Below are 25,358 nucleotides of genomic sequence, written 5' to 3' on the forward strand. Positions count from 1 at the left end.
TGGCCGCCTCGCTGCAGCGGCGCGCGGCCACGCCGGACGACGTGCCGGCGCTGCTGGCCCTGCGCGAGGCGACCATGCGCGAGCACATGCGCAATTCCGGGGTCGATACCTCGCCCGGCAGCATGCTGGCCCGCCTGTTGAACGGCTACCAGCATGCGCAGGTGCTGCTGCGCGAGGAGCGCATCGTCGGCCTGCTCAAGCTCGATCGCAGCGGGCCGGACCATGTGGTGATGCAGATCCAGGTCGCCCCCGAGCTGCAGGGGCAGGGCCTGGGCCGGGCGCTGCTGGAGGAGTACATCGAGCAGGCGCGCGCCGCCGGCAAGGACGTCACCCTGCACGTGCTCAAGGCCAATCCGGCGCGTGGCCTCTACGAGCGGCTGGGCTTCGTGGTCGAAGGCGAGGATGCGCACGAGTTCCACATGCGTCTGTCGCACCGCTGAGGTTTTCCACACCGCCTGTGGATGACCGGCGGCACAACCCTGTGGACAACCCGGCGGCAGGCGCGCCGGATAAGGCCCGTTTCCGCATTGGTGGATTTTTCGCCAGCAGGACGGCCAGCGCCCACTTAGGCCTTCCGCGTCGCAGCGCGATGCGGCACCGGCGCGCGCGGTATCCTTGGCGGTATGAGCACCCAGATCACCCTGTCCCAGCGCGCCCTGGCCCTGACCAGCTCGGCGATCCGCGAAATCCTCAAAGTGACCGAGCGCCCGGAGGTCATCTCCTTCGCCGGCGGCCTGCCGGCCGCCTCGACCTTCCCGGTCGAGCGCATGCGCGCGGCCACCGACAAGGTGCTCACCGAGGCGCCGCAGGCCGCGCTGCAGTACGGCCCGACCGAGGGCTACGGCCCGCTGCGCGAGTGGGTGGCGCAGCGCCTGGCGGCCGCCGGCGCGCCGGTGCTAGCCAGCCGCGTGCTGATCGTCACCGGCTCGCAGCAGGGCCTGGATCTGCTCGGCAAGACGCTGATCGATGAGGGCAGCAAGGTGCTGGTCGAAACGCCGAGCTACCTGGGCGCGCTGCAGTCCTTCTCGCTGTTCGCCCCGGCCTTCGCCGGCATGCCGTCGGACGAGGACGGCATCGATGTCGACGCGCTTACGCCCGCGCTGCTGGACGGCGCGCGCTTCATGTACTGCCTGCCCAACTTCCAGAATCCCACCGGCAAGCGCCTGCCGCTGGCCCGGCGCAAGGCGCTGGTCGCCACCGCGCTGGCCGCCGGCGTGCCGGTGGTCGAGGACGATCCCTACGGCGAACTGAGCTACGGCGGCGAACACCTGCCCAGCCTGCTCTCGCTCAACCCCGAGGGCGGGATCTACATGGGCTCGTTCTCCAAGGTGCTGGCCCCGGGCCTGCGCCTGGGCTATGTGGTCGCGCCCGAGCCGCTGTTCTCCAAGCTGGTCCAGGCCAAGCAGGCCGCCGACCTGCATACGCCGTCCTTCAGCCAGCGCATCGTCTACGAGACCGTGCGCGATGGCTTCCTGGACGAGCACATCCCGACCATCCGCGACCTCTACGCGCGCCAGTGCCAGCTGATGCTCGATGCGCTCGAGCGCTACTTCCCGGCGCAGGCGCACTGGACGCGGCCGCAGGGCGGCATGTTCGTCTGGGTGACCCTGCCGCACGGCATCGACACCACCGCGCTGCTGGCTAAGGCGATCGCGCGCAACGTGGCCTTCGTGCCCGGCGCACCCTTCTACGCCACCGATCCGCAGATCAACACGCTGCGCCTGTCGTTCGTGACCGTGCCGGGCGAGAAGATCGAGGCCGGCATGAAGATCCTGGGCGAACTGGTGTCCGAGGCCATCGCCGCCCTGCCAGCCGCCGCGGCCGCATGACGGTGAAGGGCGACCGCACGAACCCGCCGCTGCGGGTGCTGATTCACGGTGCCTCGGGCCGCATGGGCCAGGCGCTGCTGCGACTGGCGGCCGGCGAGCCAGCGCTGCAGGTCGTGGCCGCGGTGACCCATCGCCCGCCGGCCACGCGCGTGGTCGATGGCGTGGCGTACTTCGCCGCCAGCGAGCTGCCTGGCGCGCCGGTGTTCGACGTGGCCATCGACTTCAGCCTGCCGGAAGGGTTCGACCCGATCCTGGCCCTTTGCCTGCAGCGCAAGGCCGCGCTGGTCTCCGGCACCACCGGGCTGTCCGAGGCCCAGCGCGCCGCGCTGCAGCAGGCCGGCGGCGACATCCCCGTGGTGTGGGCCTCCAACTTCAGCCTGGGCGTGGCCGTGCTGGCCGAGCTGGTCGAACGCGCGGCCGCCGCGCTGCCCGGCTGGGACTGCGACATCATCGAGTCCCACCACATCCACAAGCAGGACGCGCCGTCCGGCACTGCCCTGACCCTGGGGCAGGGCGTCGAACTGGCCGGCGCCACGCCGCGCTACGCCAGCCTGCGCGCCGGCGACATCGTCGGCGAGCATCTGGTCCAGTTCACCGGCCTGGGCGAGCGTGTGGAACTGACCCACCGCGCCACCAACCGCGACATCTTCGCCCGCGGTGCGCTGCATGCCGCACAGCGGCTCACGGACCGGCCGCCGGGGCTGTATCGCGTGCGCGATCTGCTGGACTGAAGCGGTACCGCGGCCGCGGCGTCGCTCAGTTGTTCATCGCGATCATGCCGAAGCACGCCGCCGCCAGCAGGAGGGTCAGCCCGCCGATCGTGGCCAGGATGCCGATGATGACCTTGGCCCAGACCGGCAGGCCGCCGCGCTGCGGCTCGGGTGCGGGCGGGAGTTCGGGCGGCTGTGCCTGCGGTGGCGAGGTGTCGTCTTGGTCCGCGGTGTTCATGCCGTTGCGTCCTTGAGCGGGGTGCCGTCGACCCAGGCGCGCAGCGCTTGCAGCTGCTGACGCCGGTCGTCGCGGTAGAACAGGTTGAAGGTGTCGAACGGCACGATCGTGCCATCGGGCTGGGCGATGTGGACGCAACTCTTCTTCACCGAGCGCAGGTCGAAGCCCTCCGCATCGATGAAGGCCATGATCAGCACACGGAACACGTTGCGGTAGTCCAGCCCCTGCGGGGCCTGCACCTGCGGCAGGCAGCAGAGCAGGTCGGACAATGAGCAGGCCTGCGACTGCGGCGAATGGTTGGTGGCGAACAGCTTGAACACGGCCTCGCGCAGCTGATCGTCCTTCTCCACCACGATGCTGTTGCGGCCGCCCTCGATCAGCACCTCCGGCGGGATCAGACCGGTCAGCGGCACGACGCGGTCCTCCAGCTTCAGCGCGTAGGCCATCGCCAGCGCATCGGGATGACAGGGGACCGGGATCAGGTCCTCGGGCCGGAACAGCGCGCTCTGCTCGAGGATGCCGCGCCGCACCTCGGTCAGCGTCAGACGGTCGCGCGCCGGGTCGTAGCCCTCGGTGCGGCCTGCGTGCTGGATCGGCTGGAAGGTGACCCCGCGCACGCAGGGCTGGCGCCGGGCGAAGTCGATGATCTCGCCCAACTCGCCATCGTTGAGGCCCTTCTTGACCGTGACCACCAGCGTGGTCGAGATGCCGAGCCGGTTGAGCGCCTCCAGCGCCCGGCGCCGGACCTCCACCAGGCGCGCGCCGCGCAGCTCCTGGTGGACCTCCTCGCGCAAGGAATCGAACTGCAGGTACAGCTCGAAGCCGGGCATGTAACCGGCCAGGCGCTCGACGAACGCCGGGTCCTTGGCGATCCGCAGCCCGTTGGTGTTGACCATCAGGTGGCGGATCGGACGGGCCTTGGCCGCATCGAGGATCTCGAAGAACTGCGGGTGCAGGGTCGGTTCGCCGCCGGAGATCTGCACCACGTCCGGCTCACCCTCGTTGGCGACCACCGCATCGAGCATGCGCTCGATCGTGGCCAGATCGCGAAAGCCGGGGCGATGAGGGCCCGAATCGGCATAGCAGATCGGGCAGCGCAGATTGCAGTGATCGGTGACCTCGATCAGGGTCAGGCAGCTGTGCTGCATGTGCTCGGGGCACAGCCCGCAGTCGTAGGGGCAGCCCCAGCGCCGCTCGGTGTTGAAGCGCTGCGGCAATTCGGGCGGCTTGATGAAGCGCTCGCGGCACAGCCGGTAGTACTCAATGTCGTCGGCTATCAGCACGCGCTCGCGGCCATGCTGCGGGCACCACTTCTCCAGGTAGACGCCGCCGTCCTTGAACAGGATGGTCGCCTCCACCCGGCGCAGGCAGGTCGAGCACACCGACACCGCGGTGTCGTAGAACAGGTAAGGCCTTACTTTTGCCGCCATGCAGGGGTCCATGCGATGCGTGGGAGGTCGCGCACATGGTAGGCCACGCCCAGGACGCACAGCAGCTGCAGGCCGGACAGCAGGCCGAAGTAGTACAGCGGGATCGGCCGGATCGACTCGACCGCCAGGCGGTAGAGCAGGTAGCCGACCAGGAACAGCTTGAAGCGGTCGCCCGGGCGCGGCAGGCGCCCGCCATAGCGGGTCAACAGCCCGCCCCACAGTGCGACGAAGACGATCTCGTAAAGCTGGGTCGGGTGGCGCGCGATGCCATCGCCGAAGTCCACGCCCCAGGGCAGGGTGGTGGGGTTGCCGTAGGTATGGTCCGCCAGGCCGCCCAGGAAACAGCCGATGCGCCCGATGATCATGCCCACCGTCAGCGGCAGGACGAAGGCATCACCGGTCGAGCCGCGGATCCCGGCAAGGCGCTTGGCGAGCTCGACGCCGGCCCAGCCACCCAGCAGCGCACCGATGATGGACTTGCCTTCCAGCAGGCGACGGAACGAGGGGAAGTCGGCGAAGGCATACGCAGGATCGTAGAGCCAGTAGGCGATCTTGCTGCCGACGGCCGCGCCCAGTACGGTGCCGGCCACCAGCAGCAGCGCCTGGACCCGGTCGATCTGCCCGGGGTAGGGCAGGCGCCGGCGCTCGCGCAGATAGAGCTGGAAGCCCACCGAATAGGCGGCCACCTCCATGAGGGTGTGAAGCCAGTAGGCGTTCAGCGTCATCAAGGCCAGTGTAGCCGTCGGCGTGGCGTGTCGAGCTCCCGATCGCCGCGTGAATCACGCCACATCCTGCGGCCTTGCGTGGCAGGCGATGGGGTTGCTCGCCCCGCCGCAACGTTGAGCGAATTTCGTCAGGCCCGGGCGCCGTGCGAAAAAAGCGGCTGGCGCGGGGGGCGCCGGGTCCGTACAATTCGCACTCGCCTGTTAACCCACATCGCCTCGGACCGGAGAAGCGCCGCGTCCGCGGTTTCTTGCAGCCGCAAGTTGGACGTGGGCGCAGGGTTCCTCCCATCCCCAAGGCGAACCTGCAGTGACCCAACCCGCAATCCTGGTCCTCGAAGACGGCACCGTATTCGAGGGTGAATCGGTCGGCGCGAACGGCCTGTCCGTCGGCGAAGTGGTGTTCAACACCGCCATGACCGGCTATCAGGAGATCGTCACCGATCCGTCCTACGCCCGTCAGCTCGTCACGCTGACCTATCCCCATATCGGCAACACCGGCTGCACCGACCAGGACGACGAGGCCGCCAAGGTCTGGTCGGCCGGCCTGATCGTGCGCGACGTGCCGCGCCGTCCCAGCAGCTGGCGCAGCCAGATCTCGCTGCAGGACTGGCTGGCCGCGCGCGGCGTGGTCGCCATCGCCGGCATCGACACCCGCAAGCTCACGCGCATCCTGCGCGAGAAGGGCGCGCAGAACGGCGCGCTGATGGCCGGGCAGATCGATGTCGAGCAGGCACTGGAAGCTGCACGCAAGTTCCCCGGCCTCAAGGGCATGGACCTGGCCAAGGTGGTCTCCACCGACAAGACCTATCCGTGGACCGAGGGCCAGCTGGACCTGGATACCGGCAAGCCGGTCCAGGCCGCGGCCAAGTTCAAGGTCGTGGCCTACGATTACGGCGTCAAGCTCAACATCCTGCGCATGCTGGCCGAACGTGGCTGCGAGGTGACCGTGGTGCCGGCGCAGACGCCTGCGGCGCAGGTGCTGGCGCTCAATCCCGACGGCGTGTTCCTGTCCAACGGCCCCGGCGATCCGGAGCCGTGCGACTACGCCATCGAAGCGATCAAGGAATTCGTCGCCAGGAAGGTGCCGACCTTCGGCATCTGCCTGGGCCATCAGCTGCTGGCGCTGGCCGCCGGGGCGAAGACGGTGAAGATGGGACACGGCCATCACGGCGCCAACCATCCGGTCATCGACCTGGACTCGGGCCGGGTGATGATCACCTCGCAGAACCACGGCTTCGCGGTGGACGAGGCCAGCGTCCCGGCCAATGTGCGCGTGACGCACCGCTCGCTGTTCGACGGCACCAACCAGGGCATCGCGCTGACCGATGCGCCGGCGTTCTCCTTCCAGGGCCACCCGGAAGCCTCGCCCGGCCCGCATGACGTGTCGCCGCTGTTCGACCGGTTCGTCGAGCTGATGGAAACCCAGGCGCGCGGCTGAGTCCGCGCATCTGACCGCCTTGTCGGCATGGCCGCGGCCATGCCTTCCGATTCCAGCGTCGCCGCCGCCTGCGCGACGCCAACACGAGTAGCGAAATGCCAAAGCGCACCGACCTCAAGACCATCCTCATCATCGGCGCCGGCCCGATCGTCATCGGCCAGGCCTGCGAGTTCGACTACTCCGGCGCACAGGCCTGCAAGGCGCTGCGCGACGAGGGCTACCGCGTGGTGCTGGTCAACTCCAACCCGGCCACGATCATGACCGACCCGGAGATGGCCGACGCGGTCTACATCGAGCCGATCAACTGGCAGACGGTCGAGAAGATCATCGCCAAGGAGCGCCCCGACGCGCTGCTGCCGACCATGGGCGGCCAGACCGCGCTGAACTGCGCGCTGGACCTGGCCGATCACGGCGTGCTGGAGAAGTACGACGTCGAGCTGATCGGCGCCAAGCGCGACGCCATCCGCATGGCCGAGGACCGCGAGCTGTTCCGCGTGGCCATGGGCGAGATCGGCCTGGAATGCCCCAAGGCCGAGGTGGCGCGCAGCTTCGAGCAGGCCGTCGAGATCCAGGCCAAGGTCGGCTACCCGACCATCATCCGGCCGTCCTTCACGTTGGGCGGCACCGGCGGCGGCATCGCCTACAACAAGGAAGAGTTCGAGGAGATCATCAAGCGCGGCCTGGAACTCTCGCCGGTGCACGAAGTGCTGGTGGAAGAGTCGGTGCTGGGCTGGAAGGAGTTCGAGATGGAAGTGGTCCGCGACACGGCGGACAACTGCATCATCGTCTGCTCGATCGAGAACCTGGACCCGATGGGCGTGCACACCGGCGACTCGATCACCGTCGCCCCGGCCCAGACCCTGACCGACAAGGAATACCAGCGCCTGCGCGATGCCTCCATCGCGGTGCTGCGCAAGATCGGCGTGGACACCGGCGGCTCGAACGTGCAGTTCGGCATCAGCCCGACCACCGGCCGGGTGGTGGTGATCGAGATGAATCCGCGCGTGTCGCGCTCCTCGGCGCTGGCCTCCAAGGCCACCGGCTTCCCGATCGCCAAGGTCGCGGCCAAGCTGGCGGTGGGCTATACGCTGGATGAGCTGAAGAACGAGATCACCGGCGGCCTGACCCCGGCCTCGTTCGAGCCCTCGATCGACTATGTGGTCACCAAGATCCCGCGCTTTGCCTTCGAGAAGTTCCCGCAGGCCGACGCGCGTCTGACCACGCAGATGAAGTCGGTGGGCGAGGTGATGGCCATGGGCCGCACCTTCCAGGAATCGGTGCAGAAGGCGCTGCGCGGCCTGGAGACCGGCAAGGTCGGCTTCGACCCCACCGGCCTGGACCTGGCCAGCGAGGACGACCTGGCCACGCTGCGCCGCGAGCTCAAGGCCCCGGGCCCGGAGCGTCTGTTCTACGTGGGCGATGCGTTCCGCGCCGGCATGAGCGTGGAGGAGATCTACGCGCTGTCCTTCATCGATCCGTGGTTCCTGGACCAGATCGAGGAGATCATCGCCGAGGAGCAGCGCGTGGCCGCCGAAGGCCTGGGCTCGCTGGACACCGCGCGCATGCGCAGGCTCAAGCGCGCCGGCTTCTCCGATGCGCGCCTGGCCCAGCTGGCCGGCACCGACGAGGGCGCCGTGCGCGTGCTGCGCAAGGCGCTGGGCGTCAAGCCGGTCTACAAGCGCGTGGACTCGTGCGCGGCCGAGTTCGCCACCAGCACCGCCTACCTGTACTCGACCTACGAGGACGAGTGCGAGGCCCAGCCGACCCAGCGCGACAAGATCATGATCCTCGGCGGCGGCCCCAACCGCATCGGCCAGGGCATCGAGTTCGACTACTGCTGCGTGCATGCGGCGCTGGCGCTGCGCGAGGACGGGTTCGAGACCATCATGGTCAACTGCAACCCGGAGACCGTCTCGACCGACTACGACACCTCCGACCGTCTGTACTTCGAGCCGCTGACGCTGGAAGACGTGCTGGCCATCGTCGAGCTGGAGCAGCCCAAGGGCTTGATCGTCCAGTACGGCGGCCAGACCCCGCTGAAGCTGGCGCGTGCGCTGGAAGCCAACGGCGTGCCGGTGATCGGCACCTCGCCCGATTCGATCGACCTGGCCGAGGACCGCGAGCGCTTCCAGCAGCTGGTCGACAAGCTCGGCCTGAAGCAGCCGCCCAACCGCATCGCCCGCAACGACCAGGAAGCGCTGCTGCTGGCGCGCGAGATCGGCTATCCGCTGGTGGTGCGCCCGAGCTACGTGCTCGGCGGCCGCGCCATGGAGATCGTCTATGGCGAATCGGACCTGGCGCGCTACGTGCGCGATGCGGTCAAGGTGTCCAACGATTCGCCGGTGCTGCTGGACCGCTTCCTGGACAACGCGGTCGAGTGCGATGTGGACATCATCGCCGACAAGGACGGTCAGGTCCTGATCGGCGGGGTGATGGAGCACATCGAGGAAGCCGGCGTGCACTCGGGCGACTCCTCGTGCTCGCTGCCGCCGTACTCGCTCTCCGCCCAGACCCAGGCCGAGCTGCGCCGCCAGGTGGTGGAGCTGGCCAAGGCCCTGAACGTGGTCGGCCTGATGAACACCCAGTTCGCCATCCAGACCGGCGACGACGGCCAGGACGTGGTCTACCTGCTGGAAGTCAATCCGCGCGCCTCGCGCACGGTGCCGTTCGTGTCCAAGGCCACCGGTGTGGCGCTGGCCAAGATCGCCGCACGCTGCATGGCCGGCAAGACGCTGGCCGAGCAGGGCGCCACGGTCGAGGTCGTGCCGGACTACTACTCGGTGAAGGAGGCGATCTTCCCGTTCGCCAAGTTCCAGGGCGTCGATCCGATCCTGGGGCCGGAGATGCGTTCGACCGGCGAGGTGATGGGCGTGGGTCGCAGCTTCGGCGCGGCGATGGCGCGCGCGCAGGAGGCTGGCGGCATCAAGGCCCCGCAGCCGGGCAAGGCCTTCGTCTCGGTGCGCGACCCGGACAAGCAGCGCGTGCTGCCGGTGGCCCAGGCGCTGGTCGAGCGCGGATTCACGTTGGTGGCCACGGTCGGTACGGCACAATGGCTGCGCGCGCACGGCTTCGAATGCGCGCAGGTCAACAAGGTCACCGACGGCCGCCCGCATATCGTGGACCTGATCAAGAATGGCGAGATCGTCTACATCGTCAACACGACCGAGGGCCGTCGCGCGATCTCCGACTCGTTCTCCATCCGTCGTGAAGCGCTGCAGCAGCGCCTCACGTATTCGACCACCATCGCCGGCGCGCGCGCGCTGGTGAATTCGCTGGAGTTCCGCGGCACCGGCCCCGTGCTGGCGCTGCAGGAGCTGCACAAGGAGTTGCAAGCATGAGAGCCCCCATCACCAAGCAGGGCGCCCAGCGCCTGCGTGACGAGCTCGACCACCTCAAGTCGGTCAAGCGTCCGGAAGTGATCGCCGCCATCGCCGAGGCGCGTGCGCACGGCGACCTGAAGGAAAACGCCGAGTACCACGCCGCCCGCGAGCAGCAGGGCTTCATCGAAGGCCGCATCAACCAGCTGGAGAGCGAGCTGTCCACCGCCGAGGTGATCGACGTGGCCGCGCTCAACGCCGGGACGCGCGTGGTGTTCGGCGCCACAGTGGTGCTGGCCGACGTCGACACCGACGAGGAGAAGAAGTACCAGATCGTGGGTGACCTGGAGGCGGACATCAAGCAGTCGCTGATCGCCATCTCCTCGCCGATCGCGCGCGCGCTGATCGGCAAGAACGAGGGCGACAGCGTCACCATCCAGGCGCCCGCGGGCGAACACGAGTACGAGATCGTCAGCGTCTCCTACGGCGCCTGAGCGCGTGGGCGTGCCGATGCGCGGCGTTGATCGCCTGCGGTGCGATGGCGCGATCGCGCGGCATAGCTTCGGCCGGGCGCTGAAGCACGCCGCGCGTCTTCGCTCGATGCGTCACGTGCGCCTCGACCTTGGTCCGTCGCACTAGCATGGCGTCCGCGACCTTGCTGCTGCCGGCGCGTGCCCAGCTCGCCGGCGAGCTGCCGCCCCAGGCCGGCAAGGCCCTGGCCCGCGCCGACCGCGACCAGGGCGAGGCGGGCGAGCGCGCCCAACTGCGCCGCCATTTCCAACTGGTCCCCGATCACTGGCCGGTCGCGGCGCTGACCCGGCAGCTCGACGCCGGCGATGCCGCCCAGTCGCGCTGGCTGCGCGCAGATCCCGCCTTTCTGGCGCCGGACATGACCGGCGCGCGCCTGCTCGCGCATGGACCCGCGCTGGGCCTGGAACAGGCCGACGTCGATGCGCTGCTGCCGGCGCTCAAGCCGCTGTTCGGCGATGCCGGCTTCCTGCTGGACGCGCCGACGCCCGCGCGCTGGTATCTGCGCCTGCTCAGCGACACGCCGCTGCCCGAATTCGCCGCGCCCGAGCAGGTGCTGGGAGACGACCTGTTCGGCCATCTGCCGCATGGCGATGCCGGGCGCCGCTGGCGCGCGCTGTTCACCGAAGCCCAGGTACTGCTGCACCAGCATCCCTGGAACGCCCAGCGCGCCGCGCAGGGCAAGCCGGCGGTCAACGCGCTGTGGTTCTGGGGTCCGGGCGTGCTGCCGCAGGCGGTCACCACGCCGTATCGGCAGGTGCGCAGCCGCGACGAGCTGCTGCTGGCGCTGGCGCGCCAGGCCGGCACCTTCGATGCCCTCGAACAGGGCGTCGACGCGCTGGTCGACCTGCGCCATCTCAAGTCGCCGGCGATGTTCACCGACCAGGTGCTGGCGCCGCTACTGGCCGAGCTGCGCCGCGGCGAGCTGGCGCGCGTGGTGCTGGACTTCCAGGACGGCGCGCGCTTCAGGCTCACCGCCGGCCAGCGCTGGCGCCTGCTGCGCCGCACGCTGACACGCCTGGACGCATGAGGCCGGCCACCCGCATCTCCCGGCGCAGCGTCGCCGCCGGCGGCCCGTGGTCGGACGCCGTGCCGCCGCTGCTGCAGCGGATCTACGCCGGGCGCGGTGCCCTGGCCGAAGCCCAGGCGCGACCGCGCCTGGCCCAGCTGCATCCACCGGAGCTGCTCGGCGGCATGGACGCGGCGGTGGCGCTGCTGGCCGAGGCCATCGCGCAGGACCGGCACATCGTCGTGGTCGGCGACTTCGACTGCGATGGCGCCACGGCCTGCGCGGTCGCCGTGCGCGGGCTGATCCTGCTCGGCGCGCGCCACGTCACCCCCGCGGTGCCCAATCGCGTGACCCACGGCTACGGACTGTCGCCCTCGCTGGTGTCCGAGCTGGCCGCGCTCAAGCCCGACCTGCTGGTCACCGTCGACCACGGCATCGCCTGCCATGCCGGCATCGCGCAGGCGCGCGCCCTGGGCTGGCAGGTGCTGGTCACCGACCACCATCTGCCCGGCGCCGCGCTGCCGCCCGCGCACGCCATCGTCAATCCCAACCTGGCCGGCGACGGCTTCCCCAGCAAGGCGCTGGCCGGGGTCGGGGTGATGTTCTACGTGCTGCTGGCGCTGCGTCGCAGGCTTCATGGCGATCATCCTTCGAGCGAGTCGAGGGCAGGCGCTGATCGCGAGCATCAGACGGCGGACCTCCATGGCCGCGTTCCTCCGAAAAACCGGCCCGATCTGACTGCACTGCTCGACCTGGTCGCCGTCGGCACCATCGCCGACTTAGGTGGGGGCGGATCTGGACACTTTCTTCTAGGGTCAAAGCTCCTAGACCTGCCCTAGATCGGTCTTTGCCCCCCTAAATCCTGAGAGGGATATTGACTGGTTGCCCTTCTACGCAACTTTCGTTAACGTCTTAGGCGCGGCATGTATTGGACTTATAGATAAGTCTATTTATATCAATGATATAAACTTCATAGGTGTTCACTTTGAGGCCTGACCGAGTTAGCTTGGCGTATAGGGTGATTCCGTTCCTGGATCAGGACGCAACCAGCCGGTACGTCTTGATGCATCGCGAATCCGGTCGACTGCCGATCGCGTCGTCCATCTATGAAACGCATCTCGCTCAGAAGAGCGACTCGCAGAAGACAAGGTCAGGATCGCTATACGGGATCGCAAGCTTGTACTCATGGGCTGACGAGCGCGGCGTTGACTTGGATGCACAACTCCTGAGTGGTGAAGGCTTGGCGCCGTCGCAGATCTCCGCTTTCTCGGCCTGGTTGCGGGTACGGCTAGGTGAGGACGGGAAAGCAAGGCTCACGCCTGAATCGAGAACCACACACAACCAGACCCTGCACTTCTGCCGACAAATCTGTGTGCATTTCATAACTCAGTATGCGACATCGAATTCAGCAGTCGCAGAACGCGTTATGCAAATCGAACTTCTTGCCAACTCGCAAGGTCGCGAGTGGACAAGGACACGGATCAAGACGCGGAAGAAGAGAGTAGCGCCAGATCTGACGGACGAAGAACTGGCGCGGATCGAAGAATTTCTATTACCTGAAAATAGAAGTAGGAACGTCGGCCAAGATATTGCATGGCGGGACTATCTACTTTGGAGATTGACGATTGAGTTCGGCTTGCGACTTGGTGAGGTGCTAAGCCTGAGGCTCCAGGACTGTCCGGCGTTGGGTCGCAACTACATTAGTGTCGTCAGGATCGAAGAGCGTGACGACGGAGTGATTGACTCGAGAGGAGCGCATGCCCCAAGGCCAAAAACCCTAAGTCGCGACCTTCGCTTTCTATGGAAGGAGACCAGGTTTCCGCATCTAATTGCCCAATACACGACTCGCTTTCGTCGCGCCTCGGTCAAGGAGCATGGCCGCCAGGTATATCGGTGGGTCCTTCCCCATCCATTCCTGATCGTAGCAACGAACGGTAAGCCGCTTTCTATCAGCACTGCGAATGATGTGGCGTCCGCGATCAAGGCGGCAACTGGCATCAACTTCCACTGGCATCTGGCACGACACGCCTTCTTCAATCGGATGTACCTGCGCGCCAAGACCAATCAGGAACTGCAGGATCTTGTGTACTGGGGTGGCTGGGAGAGCGAAAAGAGCCTTGAGATCTATTCAAGACGTGCTCGAGCCGACCGAGCGAAGGGAGTGATGCGATCCGAAAATGAGAACTGGTCATGGACGGCATTGCAATGATGCAGAACCATGAAACTGGCCTGTGGGAAGGTTCGGACGGACGCAAATTCGTCCGCAATGAATTCAATCCAGACGCCCCAGTGTTTATCGACGTAACGGATGATGTCTGGCGGTTCAGCCTGGGTGGTTCAGCGAGGAGGTTGGATTGGCGACAGGGCGGACTGTCAAATGCTGTTGTTGAGCCTTTGCAAGTTATTGCATTGGAGCAATTGCGAACCAAATCCGCGTCGTGGGCGCAGCACGTGCATCGGATGTTGCATGGCCTTGTTATGGCGGCAAACAGTCTGGGGATAGAGCTTTCAGGTGGGCTTGGCGCTCTGTCCATCAAGGAATGGGCAGCAATGTGGGTGCTGCTTTCAAAAGAAGCTCGAACAATGCTCCGAATCTTCTATAGGGAGATGGCTCAGCGATCAATGGCGGGAGCGAGCCCAGCTATCGCACTGGAAATGGACGAATGGGTCGCGTGGCCACAACCGGCGGGCATGCAGGACGTACTGACCTGGAATGCAGAGACTGGGGCATACACGTCGGGGGAGTCGGAACTGGCCCGACGCGCATTGGCCATGCCCGTAGGTGATGAATCTGATGTTGAATGCATTATCCGGGTTTTTGGCTGGATTCTCTTTGAGACCTATAAGCGTCCACTGCAACTACTTGGTATGCGCAAAGATGCCTTGGTCACCTATAAGGGGCAACGCTGGCAATACTTTTTAAGAATTCCGAAGGTAAAGGCGCAAACGGGCGATGTTGCCGAGTTGTGGCCTGTAAGCGAGGCGCTGGGGAAATCGATACAGGCATTGGGCGACCGCCCATTACTCTTGGCTCTACAGGAAAAATTCGACCGATTGATTGTCGTGCCAGGCAGAAAACAAGGCGGCAACAATCGAAATGCAACCACTATCGGTTCGCGCGATCAATACGGTCTAGAACTTCCGATGGAGTGGCATGAGCATGGGCAGGTACCTACGGGCACCATGACCAGATTGCTGCGTCGATGGAGTATTGAAAGCAATATCGTCAGTCCAAGGACTGGAAAGGTACTTGTTTTTGGAGCGAAGCGCGTTCGTCATACCGGCGGAACGCGTCTTGCCATGCAGGGTACTCCTCGAGACGAAATCCAGACAATCTTCGAGCACGATGATCCTACATCGGCTCAGGCCTACATTGATGCGGTGGCTTCGGAGTTGCTGCCTGCCATCGAGCGAGCAGACCGTGCACTAGGCGGGCTATTCGCCGGTCTTAATGCGGCCTTCTTTCAAGGCGTGGTTGTACCTGCGTTAGGAGAGAAGCAAATTCTCGTTCCCGATTTTCACTCGGGCGCCCCCGCTGTCGTTGGCTCATGTGGCAGCAGCGGGGCGTGCCCAACTCATCCGTTTTGGGCGTGCTACGGAGGATGCCCACATTTTCAAGCGTGGCGGGATGGCGATCACAGCGCTTCAATGAAGTATGTCCAGCGCGAACATGAACGATGGAGCCATGCCGAGGCTGGAAAAGAGCGCAGCAAATTGGGCAAGGATTTTGAACAGGTATACGCCGGGATCAAAGACGTGATCACGGCTATTGAAGAGGGGCATTAGGATGTCGGCCGCACTTTCTCGTTGGCTGCATGAGCACACGGCGGATTCCTCAATTTCGGAGTTGGGGTCGCATTTGCTCGCCTTGATTCCGCCTGGAGCGTCATTCGAATCGGATCAATGGAATGTAATTTCATGGGTGTTACGTCCTGGCAATGGCATCAGCAGATACCTCTACTTTGACAAGATCGTTCATGCCAACTTGAAGGCGGCATGCAAGATTTGGATTCTCCATGGACGGATGACACGAAATCTTGGAGAAGGTTCGGCTCAGGCCCGCTTAACGGTCGTGGCAATTTTAGGGGAAGTTCTCGGGGCACGGTCATTCGACACGCTCAAGAACGAAGATTTCTACGCTGCAGAACGGCGGATCAGAAAGAATCGCGCAGCTGCGGGCGCATACGGACTATGCAAGGTGCTCGCGACGTTCGCGAAGTGGCTGAATTTGCGGACGCGATCGAGACTGAGCTACGTCTCCGGCATGAAGAAGCCAGCTAAGCACGGGCGCAAGGGCAATGATGCAGGTCGCCATGAAAAGTTAATGCCAGACGAGGTCATACGCGACCTGATTGCTGTCAATTCAAGAGACGATATAAGTGACATCGATCGCTTCTATCTGCAGATTTTCACTATCGATGTCGGGGCCGGATTTCGTGTGGGCGAGTTGGCGAATTTGCCGGAAAATTGTCTCATCGAGCACGATGGCGCCTTGCAATTGCTGTACTTCCCCGAGAAGAAAGGGCGTCCCGTTCCAAAGGTGGTGCCTCCCAGTCTAGTGCCGGCAATCCGTGCCGCTGTTTCCGCATTGAAATCTTCCACCGAGGATTTGCGAAAGCTTGCCGCGCAACAGCGTGAGAATGAGCCAGTCGATTGGCTTAAGGTGTCTTCCAATGAGGCGGCTGCATGCTACTTCACATCAAAATTCGCGCACGAATGGACCGCAGATCCAGCCAATCGGCTCATTAATCCCGATGCGGTTTGGCACAAGTTCAAGAAGAAGCTGATCGATGCGATCGGCACGTTAGAGGAGTGCGGTGGTAATAAGTCTGAAGCAGGTCGCAGACTGGGCGTGACGTACATGAGCCTGGAAAGGATGCTGGCCGAGCAGCGTGCCGCCCGCGCAGGTGAGCTCCGCACCATGACCTGCAAGGGGAAGGAAATACGCAGTTGGAATTTCGATCCTCGACTCATTAACGAGAATCAATTCAAGCTGCGCGCGCGAACCACAACACACAAGCTGTATCCGTCTGTCCGAGCGATCATTCAAGACGCCAGAGAAATGCAGTTGCGAGGAGAGTTTTATCCGAATCCGGTTAGAGATGAAGGCCTGGAGGCCCAATTCAAACGATCATTTGCCCTCATTAGAGGCCCAGGGGGAGAATCATACCTGGAAGCTCACGAGGCGTTGCTGCTCCGCAGGCGCGGCCGGGGTGGAAATTCTCGCACTAGCGATTTTCTAGCGGTCACCGTCACCGACTTGGCGCGGTGGCTAAGTCGAAATGATGGAAAAACAAAGATTAGTGTTTTTCAGAGATTCGGGATTGTAGATCCAAGGACAGGCGAGATCGCCAAGTTTACTTGGCATGACGTGCGGCACTGGCTCAACACACAGTATCAGCGAGGCGGTCTTAGTCAGCAGCAGATTGCTCTGATCTTTGGTCGCAAGGACGTCGGTCAGAATGCCACATATGACCAAACGTCGAGCGAAGAGCGAGCAGAACGCTTAAGGAATGCCGTGCGAGACGGAGTGATCGTCGGCGAGATCAGCGACACATATTCGCGTCTGGCGGATATCTCTAGAGAGCAAGCGGAGGAATATCTGGCGGGTGCACTGCGAATGATAAACATCATGCCGCACGGTCTGTGTACCCTAAATTGGGCAATGAACCCGTGCCCACACTATCTCAGCTGTTTCACCTGCGGTGGAGATAGTGAGGAGAATAGTGGCGCTTGCGAGCATCTGATCGTAGATCGCAACAATTCTGGGCATGTCGCTGAGATCAGACGCCTTCGTAGCGAGGCGCAGGTGGCGCTGAAAGTTATTCCTTCGGAGTCTCCCATGTTCAGTCATTACCTGCGTATTTTCAGTAATACGACCCTCAAGCTGGAGCAGATGGGGCTCGGAGTCGAGGTTGTAGCGAAATGAGAAAACAACTTCGCGGTGAAGAATTGTCTGGTCGCATTCGCACGGTAATTCATGAGTTGGCGGATGAGGCGGCGAAGCTCGGGAAGGGCTACGTATTCAATGCGAGCGAGGTTTCGGCACGTGTGCCCGCATCGAGAACGACTCTAAGGCGTTATGATCATGTTGTAGCGGAAACGCTGAAATCGTTGAAGGCAGGGCGCCGATCTACTTCAGGCGAAGCATTGATTGCGCTGTTCCGCGCTCAAAACGAACGGCTGCAAGAAGAACTAGCTGTGGCTCAACGTCAAGTTCAAGCGCTTCGACAGCATCATGTCGAAATATATAGGCGGTTTCACCACAGCTCCGCGGATATAACGCCTTTGCTGACCCCGCTTCTGGCAGAGGAATGCAAGGAGGCTTCAGCTTGCCTGTTCTGTGGGGGTGACATTTCTGCAGTCAAGAGTCGGAAGGCAGGCAGCAATGTCTTCCCAATCAAGCCTTCTGCAGGAAAGCCTGGGCGATGACAGACAGCACAAACATGATGCTTAAGGATCGATCGCGCGATAAGCCTGTGGAGGAGCAGGCCATTAGTCTCGGCTATACGCCGTTGCAGGCGCGGGTGATATCAGGTCGATTACATGGGGTTTCCTTCTCGCAGCTTCGCTCCCTAATTATCCCATCGCCTAACGAGATCGATGGGCCGCACGCATTGCCCGACATTGATAAGGCCTCCGGGCACCTTGCCGACGCAATCTCTGCGCACACACCAATTGCTCTGGTTACTGATCACGATGCTGATGGCGCCACTTCCCACGCGATTCTCAAAAACGCTCTAGTGGCGATGGGGTATCCGGTTGGCCGAATCTATAGTTTTCTCTCGCATAAGATGATCGAGGGGTACGGCCTCAGCGATGCGCTAGTCGATCGCATGCTCCCTCAGCTTCCGCCAAGCACGTGCATTATTACGGCGGATCAGGGGAGTACCGATGAGATGCGAATCTCCCGGTTGGTCGCTGCTGGCCATTCCGTCGTGGTGACGGATCATCACGGCATTCCCGAAGAAGGGCCGCCGCAATCAGCTCATGCCGTGGTGAACCCGGTGCGGCGCGATAGCAAATTTCCAGATAAGGCGATAGCCGGTTGCCATACCGCATTGCTGGTCATGGCGGCTACTCGCGAGCTGTTAATTGAGCGTGGGTCTTTAACCCCGGAATCGCCACGTGTCTCTGATCTTCTAGATTATTGCGCGGTTGGGACCATTGCGGACGCGTCGTCTCTTGCGTACTCGCTAAACAATCGAATGATCGTGCAGCGCGGGCTCCGTTTGATGAATTCGAAGCCGCGACCTTGTTGGCAAGCTATGCGCCGCTTGCTAAAGAAGGAAGGGGACTGGACAGCTGCCGATATTGCATTTCAGATCGCGACACGCATAAATGCTAGAGGCCGGCTAACCGATGCCATGCTGGGGGTGGAGTTTCTGTGTGCCACCAGCGAGGAGGAGGCATTCCGCATCCTCCAGGAACTTGATTCCAACAATCGCGAGCGAAAGGACATTGAAGCGACACTGCGCAGTATTGCAGAACCTTTGGCTAAAGCCGGTATCCGCGATGGGCGACTCGGACTCTGTCTATGGCTGGGGGAACGGTCGCATGCAGGGGTTCACGGTATTACCGCCACTCGAATGGTGGAGCAGTTCGGATTGCCAACGATATGCCTATCGCCGCTTGCGAGTGACGAGAGCATTGCCACCGGATCAATACGAACAACGCCGCACGTTAACGTCCTGCAAGCGCTGACATTAATTAAACAACGCTGGCCAGGCCTATTGTTGAGCGCTGGCGGGCATCGTGGTGCGGGCGGGCTCAAGGTGAAGCGAAGCGATATTCCCACCTTGGTTGATGCATGGGATACGTGTGTCAAAGAAGCCTATGGCGAAGAACTGCCATCACCGTATCTGCTAGTTGACGGGTTGCTCGAAGCACCTGGTTTAGATCATGTACGCGAGTTGTCGGCGTTGGAGCCCTATGGCCGAGAATTCGAGCAGCCAATATTCATGGGTACTTGGCGCGTGAACGATATGCGCCTGATTGGCGACGGAACCCACTTGAAGTTACGGCTCTCAAACAGCGCAACTGACATCGATGCGGTCTGGTTTGGAGCCAACAAAGAGGGGAACCCTCCTGTCAGTGTTGGAGTCAGCGTGACGTTTGCTTATTGTCTGGATGCGCAAAGTTACCGCGGCAACACCCGGCTGCAGCTGATAATTCGGGGGATCGATTTGCGTTGATTGTGCAGTTTGGATGACCTAGCCACGCGTTGCGAAATGAGTGGGACAGAACCGTCACGATCCGCAGCATCTGTTAAACACGACAATGTTCGAGACCGTGGCCAATCAACACCTCTGTACTTGGCCACCCTGTCCAATAGAGTTGTCCCAAGCGCGTCAGCCTATGAACGAAGCCGCGACCCAATGCGCTTTCAGGTTGCGGGTTAAAGGGCGGAAACGAACAGCCATCCCACGTGCCGCTCGCTACTGAAGTCGCACGTCGGCGTATTTCCTGATAGATCGTGTCGCGCAGGCCATCCACCTGGGGTCCGTGCTGCATGGCCATGGAAGCGCCACGCCGTACTGCCGCCCAGGCACAGTAGCGCCACTGGGCTACCGTTAGTACTACTCCGCTTTCCCGATAGGCGAACGCGATGTCCTGTGCCCACTCACCGGAGAACCGATGCTTCAGCAGTTGCTGCTCGAAGAAACGTTCGGCCTCGGCGGATCCCAGTTCGGTCCAAAGCCGCAATCGTTCTGCCGTCGTAAAGTCGTCGCGTTCCAGGGAGTTGAAGTAGTCATCCAGCGCATCGACCAACCGCTCCGGCTCATACACGGCCCAGGACAGATGCCACTGCAAGCCTTCGATCGGCGTGATCCGGGCATCGGGCTTTAGTTCCCAGCGTGCCTCTGGCCAAGGCACTTCGATGACGCCGCGCTCCTGTAAGTACCCCATAGCTACCAGGGTCATCCGCTTGGTCTGCGCGATCGGTAGGCGGTATTCCTGCCCAGTCAATAGCGCCCATAGGTACAGGCATCCTCTTAGCCCGAGTTCATCGACGGTGGCGGGGGCGGGCGACGCCATGTAGGGCAGAGGTGGTTGTTGGGGCTCTAAGAATAACTTAGTATCCAAGAACCGGTCACTTCCGCCATCCTTAAGGCTTCCTTAGGGGGTGGTAGTGACGACTCGAACGGCAAAATACCCGGTTTTTGCGCTACGACTGGCCCAGGCGCGTGAGCGCTCAGGCCTGTCGCAGACGCAACTCGGTGTGCTTGCCGGCTTGGATCCTGCCGTGGCCTCTCCCACAATCAATCAATACGAGCGCGGCAAGCACGAACCCCAGCTCAAACGGGCTAAGCGGCTAGCCGAGGTGCTGGGCATCCCGCCGGCCTTTCTCTATACCGAGGACGACCTGCTCGCTGAACTTCTGCTGCAGTGGAACGGCCTGTCCCTGCGCAAGAAGAAAGAGCTGGTCAAGCTGGTCGAAGCTAACAAGGCGCCAAAAGCGAAGAGATCACGCAGTGCCGCGGAATAGCTAGGCACCCAGCCGAACAGTACTGCGGTGGTGGGCAAATGCAGGCGGATGGCGACCATCGCCACCAGCGGCAAGCCGGCCAGCAGGAGAAGGTGAGGCCAGTGCCAGCCAGGCTGTCGTTTTCCTGTCATCGCGGGTTGCTACGCTTCGTATATTCGATTATTTTAGAAAAATGGAAATCAAAGACGCAACCCTCTCGCTCGCCGCCTTGGGCCAGACCACCCGGCTATCGGTCTTCCGCCTGCTGGTCGAGGCAGGTCCCCAAGGCCGGTTGGCCGGCGAGATCGCCGAGACCCTGTCGCTGCCCGGCGCCACGCTGACCTTCCACCTGAAGGAGCTCAGTGGTGCCGGTTTGATCGAGTGCGAGGCGCGCGGTCGCTTCAAGCGCTATCGCGCCAACTTCGAGGCCATGACCAATTTGATCGCCTTCCTGACCCGCAACTGCTGTGGCGGTGCCACGAACTGCCTGCCAAGCCAGGTGTGCGAGCCCACGCGCCGGAGGAAGGACGCGGCATGAACGAGACGATCGCTTCACCGGTACCGCTTTCCCGGCGCATGGGCGGTTTCGAGCGCCACCTGACCTTGTGGGTGGCCTTGTGCATCGTCGTCGGCACCGGACTGGGCTACCTGTTTCCCGACGGCTTTGCCGCGCTGGGCGCGATGGAGATCGCCAAGGTCAACCTGCCGGTCGCGGTACTGATCTGGTTGATGATCATCCCGATGCTGCTGAAGATCGACTTCGGCGCGATGGGACAGGTCAAGCAGCACTGGAAAGGCATCGGCGTCACCGTATTCGTCAACTGGGCGGTCAAGCCGTTCTCGATGGCGCTGCTGGGCTGGCTCTTCGTCCGCCACGTCTTTGCCCGTTATCTGCCGGCGGATCAGTTGGATTCATATATCGCCGGGCTGATCCTGCTGGCCGCGGCGCCATGCACGGCCATGGTGTTCGTCTGGAGCAATCTGTGCGAGGGCGAGCCGCAATTCACCCTCAGCCAGGTCGCGCTCAACGACGCGATCATGGTGTTCGCCTTCGCCCCGGTTGTGGGCTTGCTGCTGGGCATTTCGTCGATCACCGTGCCATGGTCGACGCTGCTGCTGTCGGTGGAGCTCTACATCATCGTGCCCGTGCTGATCGCCGCGGTCCTGCGTCGCTGGATCCTGCAGCGAGGTGGCGAGGCGGCGCTGCAAGCCCTGCTGAAGCGACTGGGGCCGGTCTCGCTTGGCGCCTTGCTGGTCACGCTGGTTCTGTTGTTCGGCTTCCAGGGTCGGCAGATCGTCGCACAACCGCTGATCATCGCCATGCTGGCCGTGCCGATCCTGATCCAGGTGTATCTCAACGCCGGGGTGGCCTACTGGCTCAACCGCAAGTTCGGTGTTGCCCATTGCGTGGCCGGACCTTCCGCATTGATCGGCGCCAGCAATTTCTTCGAACTGGCCGTGGCCACCGCCGTCAGCGTCTTCGGCGTCCACTCCGGCGCGGCGCTGGCGACCGTCGTCGGCGTGCTGGTCGAGGTTCCCGTCATGTTGTCCGTCGTACGCATCGTGACCGCCTCCAAGGCGTGGTACGAAGCGCGCCCCTGATTTGCCCAACCCCGAGACCCTGTCATGAGCCGTCGCTACAACCTCCTGTTCCTGTGCACCGGCAATTCCGCCCGCAGCATCATGGGCGAAGCCTTGGCCAACCAACTGGGCAAGACACGATTCAATGCCTACAGCGCCGGCAGCCAGCCGCGCGGCCAGATCCATCCGATGACCTTGAAGGTATTGCAGGACGTCGGATTGTCGACCGACAGCCTGCGTAGCAAGGCCTGGGACGAGTTTGCCGAACCGGATGCGCCGCAGATGGATATCGTCATCACCGTATGCGATCGTGCCGCCAGCGAGACGTGCCCGGTGTGGCCCGGCCAGCCGATCACCGCGCATTGGGGCGTCCCGGATCCGGCCGAAGTCACCGGCACCGAGGACCAGGTGCGCCGCGCCTTCACCAATGCACTTCATCTGTTGCAGCACCGGATCGCGTTGCTGATGGCGCTGAAGGTCGAAGCCCTCGATCGCCTGGTGCTGGAGACCCGCGTCCGCGAGATCGGCACGGCGTCCACCTGATACCTTTCGTCTTCCTTTCGACTGCACGCCACCATGACTCTACGCATCGGCATCAACGGCTTTGGTCGCATGGGGCGCCTGACCCTGCGCGCCGCCTGGGGCAATCCCGCGCTTTCCTTCGTTCAGATCAACGACCCGGCCGGTGACGCGGCCACCCTGGCGCACCTGCTGAACTTCGATTCGATCCATGGCCGCTGGCAGCACGAGGCGATCGCCGATGGCGATGCCCTCGTGATCGATGGCGTCCGTATCCCGGTGGCCCGCAACAAGGACATCGCCGCCACCGATTGGTCCGGCTGCGATGTGGTCATCGAGGCCTCGGGCAAGTTCCGCAAACCCGACGTGCTGCGGCCCTACCTCGACCAGGGCGTGAAGCGTGTGGTCGTCACTGCACCGGTCAAGTCGGCCGGCGCGCTCGACATCGTCATGGGCGTGAACCAGCAGCGCTTCGATCCGGCCCAGCACCGCATCGTCTCGGCTGCCTCGTGCACGACCAATTGCCTCGCGCCGGTGGTCAAGGTGATCCACGAAAAGCTGGGCATCCGCCATGGCAGCCTGACCACGATCCACAGCCTGACCAACACTCAGGTCATCGTCGATGCGCCCCACAAGGACCTGCGCCGCGCTCGGGCCTGTGGCAGCAGCCTGATCCCGACTTCGACCGGCTCGGCCACCGCGATCGCCGAGATATTCCCCGAACTGAAGGGGCGGTTGAACGGTCATGCCGTGCGCGTGCCGCTGACCAATGCCTCGCTGACGGACTGCGTGTTCGAGGTCGAGCGGCCGACCACGGTCGAGGAAGTCAACGCGTTTTTGCAGGCCGCCGCCGAGGGCGAGCTCAACGGCATCCTGGGTTACGAAACCCAGCCGTTGGTATCAATCGATTTCCAGACCGACCCGCGCTCCAGCATCGTCGACGCGTTGTCGACGATGGTGATCAATGGCACCCAGGTGAAGATCTACGCTTGGTACGACAACGAATGGGGCTACGTGAACCGTACCGCCGAGTTGGTCCAGTTGGTGGGTCAGGCAGGGTAAGTCCATGTTGTCCCGCCTGTCGCCCGATGTTCGCCAGTACCTGTTGATCACGGGCAACTACTGGGCCTTCACTTTGACCGACGGTGCATTGCGCATGCTGGTGGTGCTGCACTTCCACCAGTTGGGCTACTCGCCGTTGCAGGTAGCGCTGCTGTTCCTGTTCTACGAGATCTTCGGCGTCGTCACCAATCTGGTCGGCGGCTGGCTGGGCGCGCGGATCGGCCTCAACCGGACGATGAACATCGGCTTGGCCCTGCAGGTCGTGGCCCTGTCGATGTTGCTGGTGCCCGGCGCATGGCTGACCGTGCCCTGGGTGATGTCGGCGCAGGCGCTGTCGGGCATCGCCAAGGACCTCAACAAGATGAGCGCCAAGAGCAGCATCAAGCTGCTGGTGCCGGGCGATCAGCAGGGGGCCCTGTTCCGCTGGGTGGCGGCGCTGACCGGCTCGAAGAACGCGCTCAAGGGCATCGGCTTCTTCCTCGGCGGCGCCATGCTGACCACGATGGGGTTTGCGCCGGCGGTGGCGCTGATGGCCGGCGTGCTGCTGATCGTATGGCTGTTGAGCCTGGCGTTGCTCAAGCGCGACCTGGGCAAGGCAAAGCACAAGCCGAAGTTCCGCGACATCTTCTCCAAGAGCCGGGCGATCAACTTGCTGTCGGCAGCACGGCTATTCCTGTTCGGTGCCCGCGACGTATGGTTCGTGGTCGCGCTGCCGGTGTTCCTGGCGCAGACGCTGGGCTGGGATTTCTGGCAGGTCGGTGGCTTTCTGGCCGTATGGATCATCGGCTACGGCATCGTGCAGTCGGTGGTGCCGTATTTCACCGGCAAGCGCAGCGGCAAGGTGCCAGACGGACGCTCGGCTTTCGTATGCGCGGCGATCCTGGCGCTCGTGCCGGCGGTGATGGCGATGCTGCTGGCGCGTGAGGAGTCCGTACAGACGATCCTGGTCGTTGGCTTGCTGGTATTCGGGGTGCTGTTCGCGATCAACTCTTCGCTGCACAGCTACCTGATCGTCAGCTACGCCAGCGAAGACGGCGTTTCCCTCGACGTAGGCTTCTATTACATGGCCAATGCGCTTGGCCGATTGTTGGGTACCGTGCTGTCCGGGTGGATATTCCAGGTGGCGGGCTTGGCGGCGTGCCTGTGGATCTCGGCAGTGCTGGTAGGGCTCGCCGCCGCGATTTCCCTGTCGCTCCCCCGGCACAAACCCTTGGCGGCTGTGGACGTCGAGTCCTCGTGACGTCCACGGACGCATCAACCAGGCATTCCGGCTCGTACACTGTCCAGGACAGGCGTCAATGCAGACCTTCGATCGACATTGACTGGGCATCGCGTTGTACTTCCCAACACTGCTTCGGCCAAGGAACTTCGATGACGTCCACGTCTGCGAGTGTCGCCATTCAAGCCCAGCTCACTCGCCGGGTAGGTGCGAAGGGGGAGTCGCCGCAGCTCGCCTACCAATATTGACCCACAGCAGCGAGCCCTCGAATCAACCAGTACGAG

Annotated in this window: 22 protein-coding genes and 1 pseudogene; 19 read left to right on the forward strand and 4 right to left on the reverse strand. The window is 63.4% G+C overall.

Annotated elements, in window-relative coordinates:
- The first annotated feature begins 122 nt into the window (after positions 1–122).
- From ACFJIT_RS06595 to dapB, 3 genes are all read left to right on the forward strand, one after another.
- Complete coding sequence (locus ACFJIT_RS06595; RefSeq protein ID WP_306996125.1) at positions 123–440, forward strand: GNAT family N-acetyltransferase; 318 nt, start codon at positions 123–125, stop codon at positions 438–440.
- Positions 441–623: 183 nt separating this feature from the next.
- Positions 624–1,829, forward strand: coding sequence for a PLP-dependent aminotransferase family protein (locus tag ACFJIT_RS06600; protein ID WP_379655381.1), 1,206 nt, complete (start codon positions 624–626; stop codon positions 1,827–1,829).
- The gene (dapB, locus tag ACFJIT_RS06605; protein ID WP_379655382.1) at positions 1,826–2,560 is read left to right on the forward strand and encodes a 4-hydroxy-tetrahydrodipicolinate reductase; all 735 of its coding nucleotides are present in this window, start codon (positions 1,826–1,828) and stop codon (positions 2,558–2,560) included. The genes ACFJIT_RS06600 and dapB overlap by 4 nt, the downstream gene beginning before the upstream one ends.
- Before the next feature lie 25 nt (positions 2,561–2,585).
- On the opposite strand, the gene ACFJIT_RS06610 is transcribed toward dapB, so the two are convergent.
- From ACFJIT_RS06610 to ACFJIT_RS06620, 3 genes are read right to left on the reverse strand one after another with little or no spacing between them, the layout of a single operon-like run.
- Positions 2,586–2,777, reverse strand: a complete 192-nt coding sequence (locus ACFJIT_RS06610; protein ID WP_130533143.1) for a hypothetical protein — start codon at positions 2,775–2,777, stop codon at positions 2,586–2,588.
- Positions 2,774–4,207 (reverse strand): radical SAM protein, encoded by a 1,434-nt coding sequence (locus tag ACFJIT_RS06615; protein WP_379655383.1) that lies wholly within the window; start codon positions 4,205–4,207, stop codon positions 2,774–2,776. The genes ACFJIT_RS06610 and ACFJIT_RS06615 overlap by 4 nt, the downstream gene beginning before the upstream one ends.
- Positions 4,192–4,932: a prolipoprotein diacylglyceryl transferase gene (locus ACFJIT_RS06620; RefSeq protein ID WP_379655384.1), complete on the reverse strand. Its 741-nt coding sequence runs from the start codon at positions 4,930–4,932 to the stop codon at positions 4,192–4,194. Before ACFJIT_RS06620 ends, ACFJIT_RS06615 begins: the two co-directional genes overlap by 16 nt.
- A gap of 307 nt (positions 4,933–5,239) precedes the next feature.
- On the opposite strand from ACFJIT_RS06620, the gene carA reads away from it, so the two are divergent.
- From carA to ACFJIT_RS06670, 10 genes and pseudogenes are all read left to right on the forward strand, one after another.
- The gene (gene carA / locus ACFJIT_RS06625; RefSeq protein WP_337052605.1) at positions 5,240–6,370 is read left to right on the forward strand and encodes a glutamine-hydrolyzing carbamoyl-phosphate synthase small subunit; all 1,131 of its coding nucleotides are present in this window, start codon (positions 5,240–5,242) and stop codon (positions 6,368–6,370) included.
- 95 nt (positions 6,371–6,465) lie between these two features.
- Positions 6,466–9,708, forward strand: coding sequence for a carbamoyl-phosphate synthase large subunit (gene carB, locus ACFJIT_RS06630; RefSeq protein ID WP_337052603.1), 3,243 nt, complete (start codon positions 6,466–6,468; stop codon positions 9,706–9,708).
- Entirely contained in the window at positions 9,705–10,181 is a 477-nt protein-coding gene (greA, locus tag ACFJIT_RS06635; RefSeq protein WP_130518259.1) for a transcription elongation factor GreA, read from the forward strand. Before carB ends, greA begins: the two co-directional genes overlap by 4 nt.
- A gap of 146 nt (positions 10,182–10,327) precedes the next feature.
- The gene (locus tag ACFJIT_RS06640) at positions 10,328–11,245 is read left to right on the forward strand and encodes a phosphoglycerate mutase (RefSeq protein WP_337052601.1); all 918 of its coding nucleotides are present in this window, start codon (positions 10,328–10,330) and stop codon (positions 11,243–11,245) included.
- Positions 11,242–11,857 (forward strand): annotated as a pseudogene (locus tag ACFJIT_RS06645) (DHH family phosphoesterase); the annotation flags it as partial. The gene ACFJIT_RS06640 and the pseudogene ACFJIT_RS06645, both read left to right, overlap by 4 nt.
- 385 nt (positions 11,858–12,242) lie before the next feature.
- Positions 12,243–13,433 carry a tyrosine-type recombinase/integrase gene (locus ACFJIT_RS06650; RefSeq protein ID WP_130522623.1) on the forward strand — a complete coding sequence of 397 codons (1,191 nt, stop codon included), beginning with the start codon at positions 12,243–12,245 and terminating at the stop codon, positions 13,431–13,433.
- Positions 13,415–15,010 (forward strand): hypothetical protein, encoded by a 1,596-nt coding sequence (locus tag ACFJIT_RS06655; protein ID WP_162456377.1) that lies wholly within the window; start codon positions 13,415–13,417, stop codon positions 15,008–15,010. Before ACFJIT_RS06650 ends, ACFJIT_RS06655 begins: the two co-directional genes overlap by 19 nt.
- 1 nt (position 15,011) lies before the next feature.
- Complete coding sequence (locus ACFJIT_RS06660) at positions 15,012–17,153, forward strand: hypothetical protein (RefSeq protein WP_162456376.1); 2,142 nt, start codon at positions 15,012–15,014, stop codon at positions 17,151–17,153.
- The gene (locus ACFJIT_RS06665) at positions 17,150–17,656 is read left to right on the forward strand and encodes a hypothetical protein (protein WP_130522620.1); all 507 of its coding nucleotides are present in this window, start codon (positions 17,150–17,152) and stop codon (positions 17,654–17,656) included. Before ACFJIT_RS06660 ends, ACFJIT_RS06665 begins: the two co-directional genes overlap by 4 nt.
- Positions 17,653–19,419, forward strand: a complete 1,767-nt coding sequence (locus ACFJIT_RS06670; protein WP_130522619.1) for a DHH family phosphoesterase — start codon at positions 17,653–17,655, stop codon at positions 19,417–19,419. The genes ACFJIT_RS06665 and ACFJIT_RS06670 overlap by 4 nt, the downstream gene beginning before the upstream one ends.
- Before the next feature lie 73 nt (positions 19,420–19,492).
- Here ACFJIT_RS06670 and ACFJIT_RS06675 read toward each other — a convergent pair whose 3' ends face one another.
- Positions 19,493–20,263 carry a hypothetical protein gene (locus tag ACFJIT_RS06675; RefSeq protein ID WP_130522618.1) on the reverse strand — a complete coding sequence of 257 codons (771 nt, stop codon included), beginning with the start codon at positions 20,261–20,263 and terminating at the stop codon, positions 19,493–19,495.
- Positions 20,264–20,357: 94 nt separating this feature from the next.
- On the opposite strand from ACFJIT_RS06675, the gene ACFJIT_RS06680 reads away from it, so the two are divergent.
- The 6 genes from ACFJIT_RS06680 to arsJ all read left to right on the forward strand — a co-directional run bounded on the left by ACFJIT_RS06680 (position 20,358) and on the right by arsJ (position 25,095).
- Positions 20,358–20,714: a helix-turn-helix domain-containing protein gene (locus tag ACFJIT_RS06680; RefSeq protein WP_130522617.1), complete on the forward strand. Its 357-nt coding sequence runs from the start codon at positions 20,358–20,360 to the stop codon at positions 20,712–20,714.
- A 172-nt stretch (positions 20,715–20,886) separates the two neighbouring features.
- Positions 20,887–21,231, forward strand: a complete 345-nt coding sequence (locus tag ACFJIT_RS06685) for a helix-turn-helix transcriptional regulator (RefSeq protein WP_130522616.1) — start codon at positions 20,887–20,889, stop codon at positions 21,229–21,231.
- Positions 21,228–22,295, forward strand: coding sequence for an ACR3 family arsenite efflux transporter (gene arsB, locus ACFJIT_RS06690; protein ID WP_379655385.1), 1,068 nt, complete (start codon positions 21,228–21,230; stop codon positions 22,293–22,295). The genes ACFJIT_RS06685 and arsB overlap by 4 nt, the downstream gene beginning before the upstream one ends.
- A gap of 24 nt (positions 22,296–22,319) precedes the next feature.
- Entirely contained in the window at positions 22,320–22,817 is a 498-nt protein-coding gene (locus ACFJIT_RS06695; protein ID WP_130522615.1) for an arsenate reductase ArsC, read from the forward strand.
- 33 nt (positions 22,818–22,850) lie between these two features.
- Positions 22,851–23,855: an ArsJ-associated glyceraldehyde-3-phosphate dehydrogenase gene (locus ACFJIT_RS06700; protein ID WP_162456375.1), complete on the forward strand. Its 1,005-nt coding sequence runs from the start codon at positions 22,851–22,853 to the stop codon at positions 23,853–23,855.
- A gap of 4 nt (positions 23,856–23,859) precedes the next feature.
- Positions 23,860–25,095, forward strand: coding sequence for an organoarsenical effux MFS transporter ArsJ (arsJ, locus tag ACFJIT_RS06705; protein WP_130522613.1), 1,236 nt, complete (start codon positions 23,860–23,862; stop codon positions 25,093–25,095).
- The last annotated feature ends 263 nt before the right edge of the window (positions 25,096–25,358 follow it).

This window comes from Pseudoxanthomonas sp. UC19_8 (assembly GCF_042700505.1).
Lineage (GTDB): Bacteria > Pseudomonadota > Gammaproteobacteria > Xanthomonadales > Xanthomonadaceae > Pseudoxanthomonas_A > Pseudoxanthomonas_A winnipegensis.

Coding starts and splice junctions, on each gene's coding strand:
- ACFJIT_RS06595 (WP_306996125.1), top strand. CDS start 123: ATGCTGGCCCGCCTGTTGAACGGCTACCAGCATGCGCAGGTGCTGCTG.
- ACFJIT_RS06600 (WP_379655381.1), top strand. CDS start 624: ATGAGCACCCAGATCACCCTGTCCCAGCGCGCCCTGGCCCTGACCAGC.
- dapB (WP_379655382.1), top strand. CDS start 1,826: ATGACGGTGAAGGGCGACCGCACGAACCCGCCGCTGCGGGTGCTGATT.
- ACFJIT_RS06610 (WP_130533143.1), bottom strand. CDS start 2,777: ATGAACACCGCGGACCAAGACGACACCTCGCCACCGCAGGCACAGCCG.
- ACFJIT_RS06615 (WP_379655383.1), bottom strand. CDS start 4,207: ATGGCGGCAAAAGTAAGGCCTTACCTGTTCTACGACACCGCGGTGTCG.
- ACFJIT_RS06620 (WP_379655384.1), bottom strand. CDS start 4,932: ATGACGCTGAACGCCTACTGGCTTCACACCCTCATGGAGGTGGCCGCC.
- carB (WP_337052603.1), top strand. CDS start 6,466: ATGCCAAAGCGCACCGACCTCAAGACCATCCTCATCATCGGCGCCGGC.
- greA (WP_130518259.1), top strand. CDS start 9,705: ATGAGAGCCCCCATCACCAAGCAGGGCGCCCAGCGCCTGCGTGACGAG.
- ACFJIT_RS06640 (WP_337052601.1), top strand. CDS start 10,328: ATGGCGTCCGCGACCTTGCTGCTGCCGGCGCGTGCCCAGCTCGCCGGC.
- ACFJIT_RS06655 (WP_162456377.1), top strand. CDS start 13,415: ATGGACGGCATTGCAATGATGCAGAACCATGAAACTGGCCTGTGGGAA.
- ACFJIT_RS06660 (WP_162456376.1), top strand. CDS start 15,012: ATGTCGGCCGCACTTTCTCGTTGGCTGCATGAGCACACGGCGGATTCC.
- ACFJIT_RS06665 (WP_130522620.1), top strand. CDS start 17,150: ATGAGAAAACAACTTCGCGGTGAAGAATTGTCTGGTCGCATTCGCACG.
- ACFJIT_RS06670 (WP_130522619.1), top strand. CDS start 17,653: ATGACAGACAGCACAAACATGATGCTTAAGGATCGATCGCGCGATAAG.
- ACFJIT_RS06675 (WP_130522618.1), bottom strand. CDS start 20,263: ATGGCGTCGCCCGCCCCCGCCACCGTCGATGAACTCGGGCTAAGAGGA.
- ACFJIT_RS06685 (WP_130522616.1), top strand. CDS start 20,887: ATGGAAATCAAAGACGCAACCCTCTCGCTCGCCGCCTTGGGCCAGACC.
- arsB (WP_379655385.1), top strand. CDS start 21,228: ATGAACGAGACGATCGCTTCACCGGTACCGCTTTCCCGGCGCATGGGC.
- ACFJIT_RS06695 (WP_130522615.1), top strand. CDS start 22,320: ATGAGCCGTCGCTACAACCTCCTGTTCCTGTGCACCGGCAATTCCGCC.
- ACFJIT_RS06700 (WP_162456375.1), top strand. CDS start 22,851: ATGACTCTACGCATCGGCATCAACGGCTTTGGTCGCATGGGGCGCCTG.
- arsJ (WP_130522613.1), top strand. CDS start 23,860: ATGTTGTCCCGCCTGTCGCCCGATGTTCGCCAGTACCTGTTGATCACG.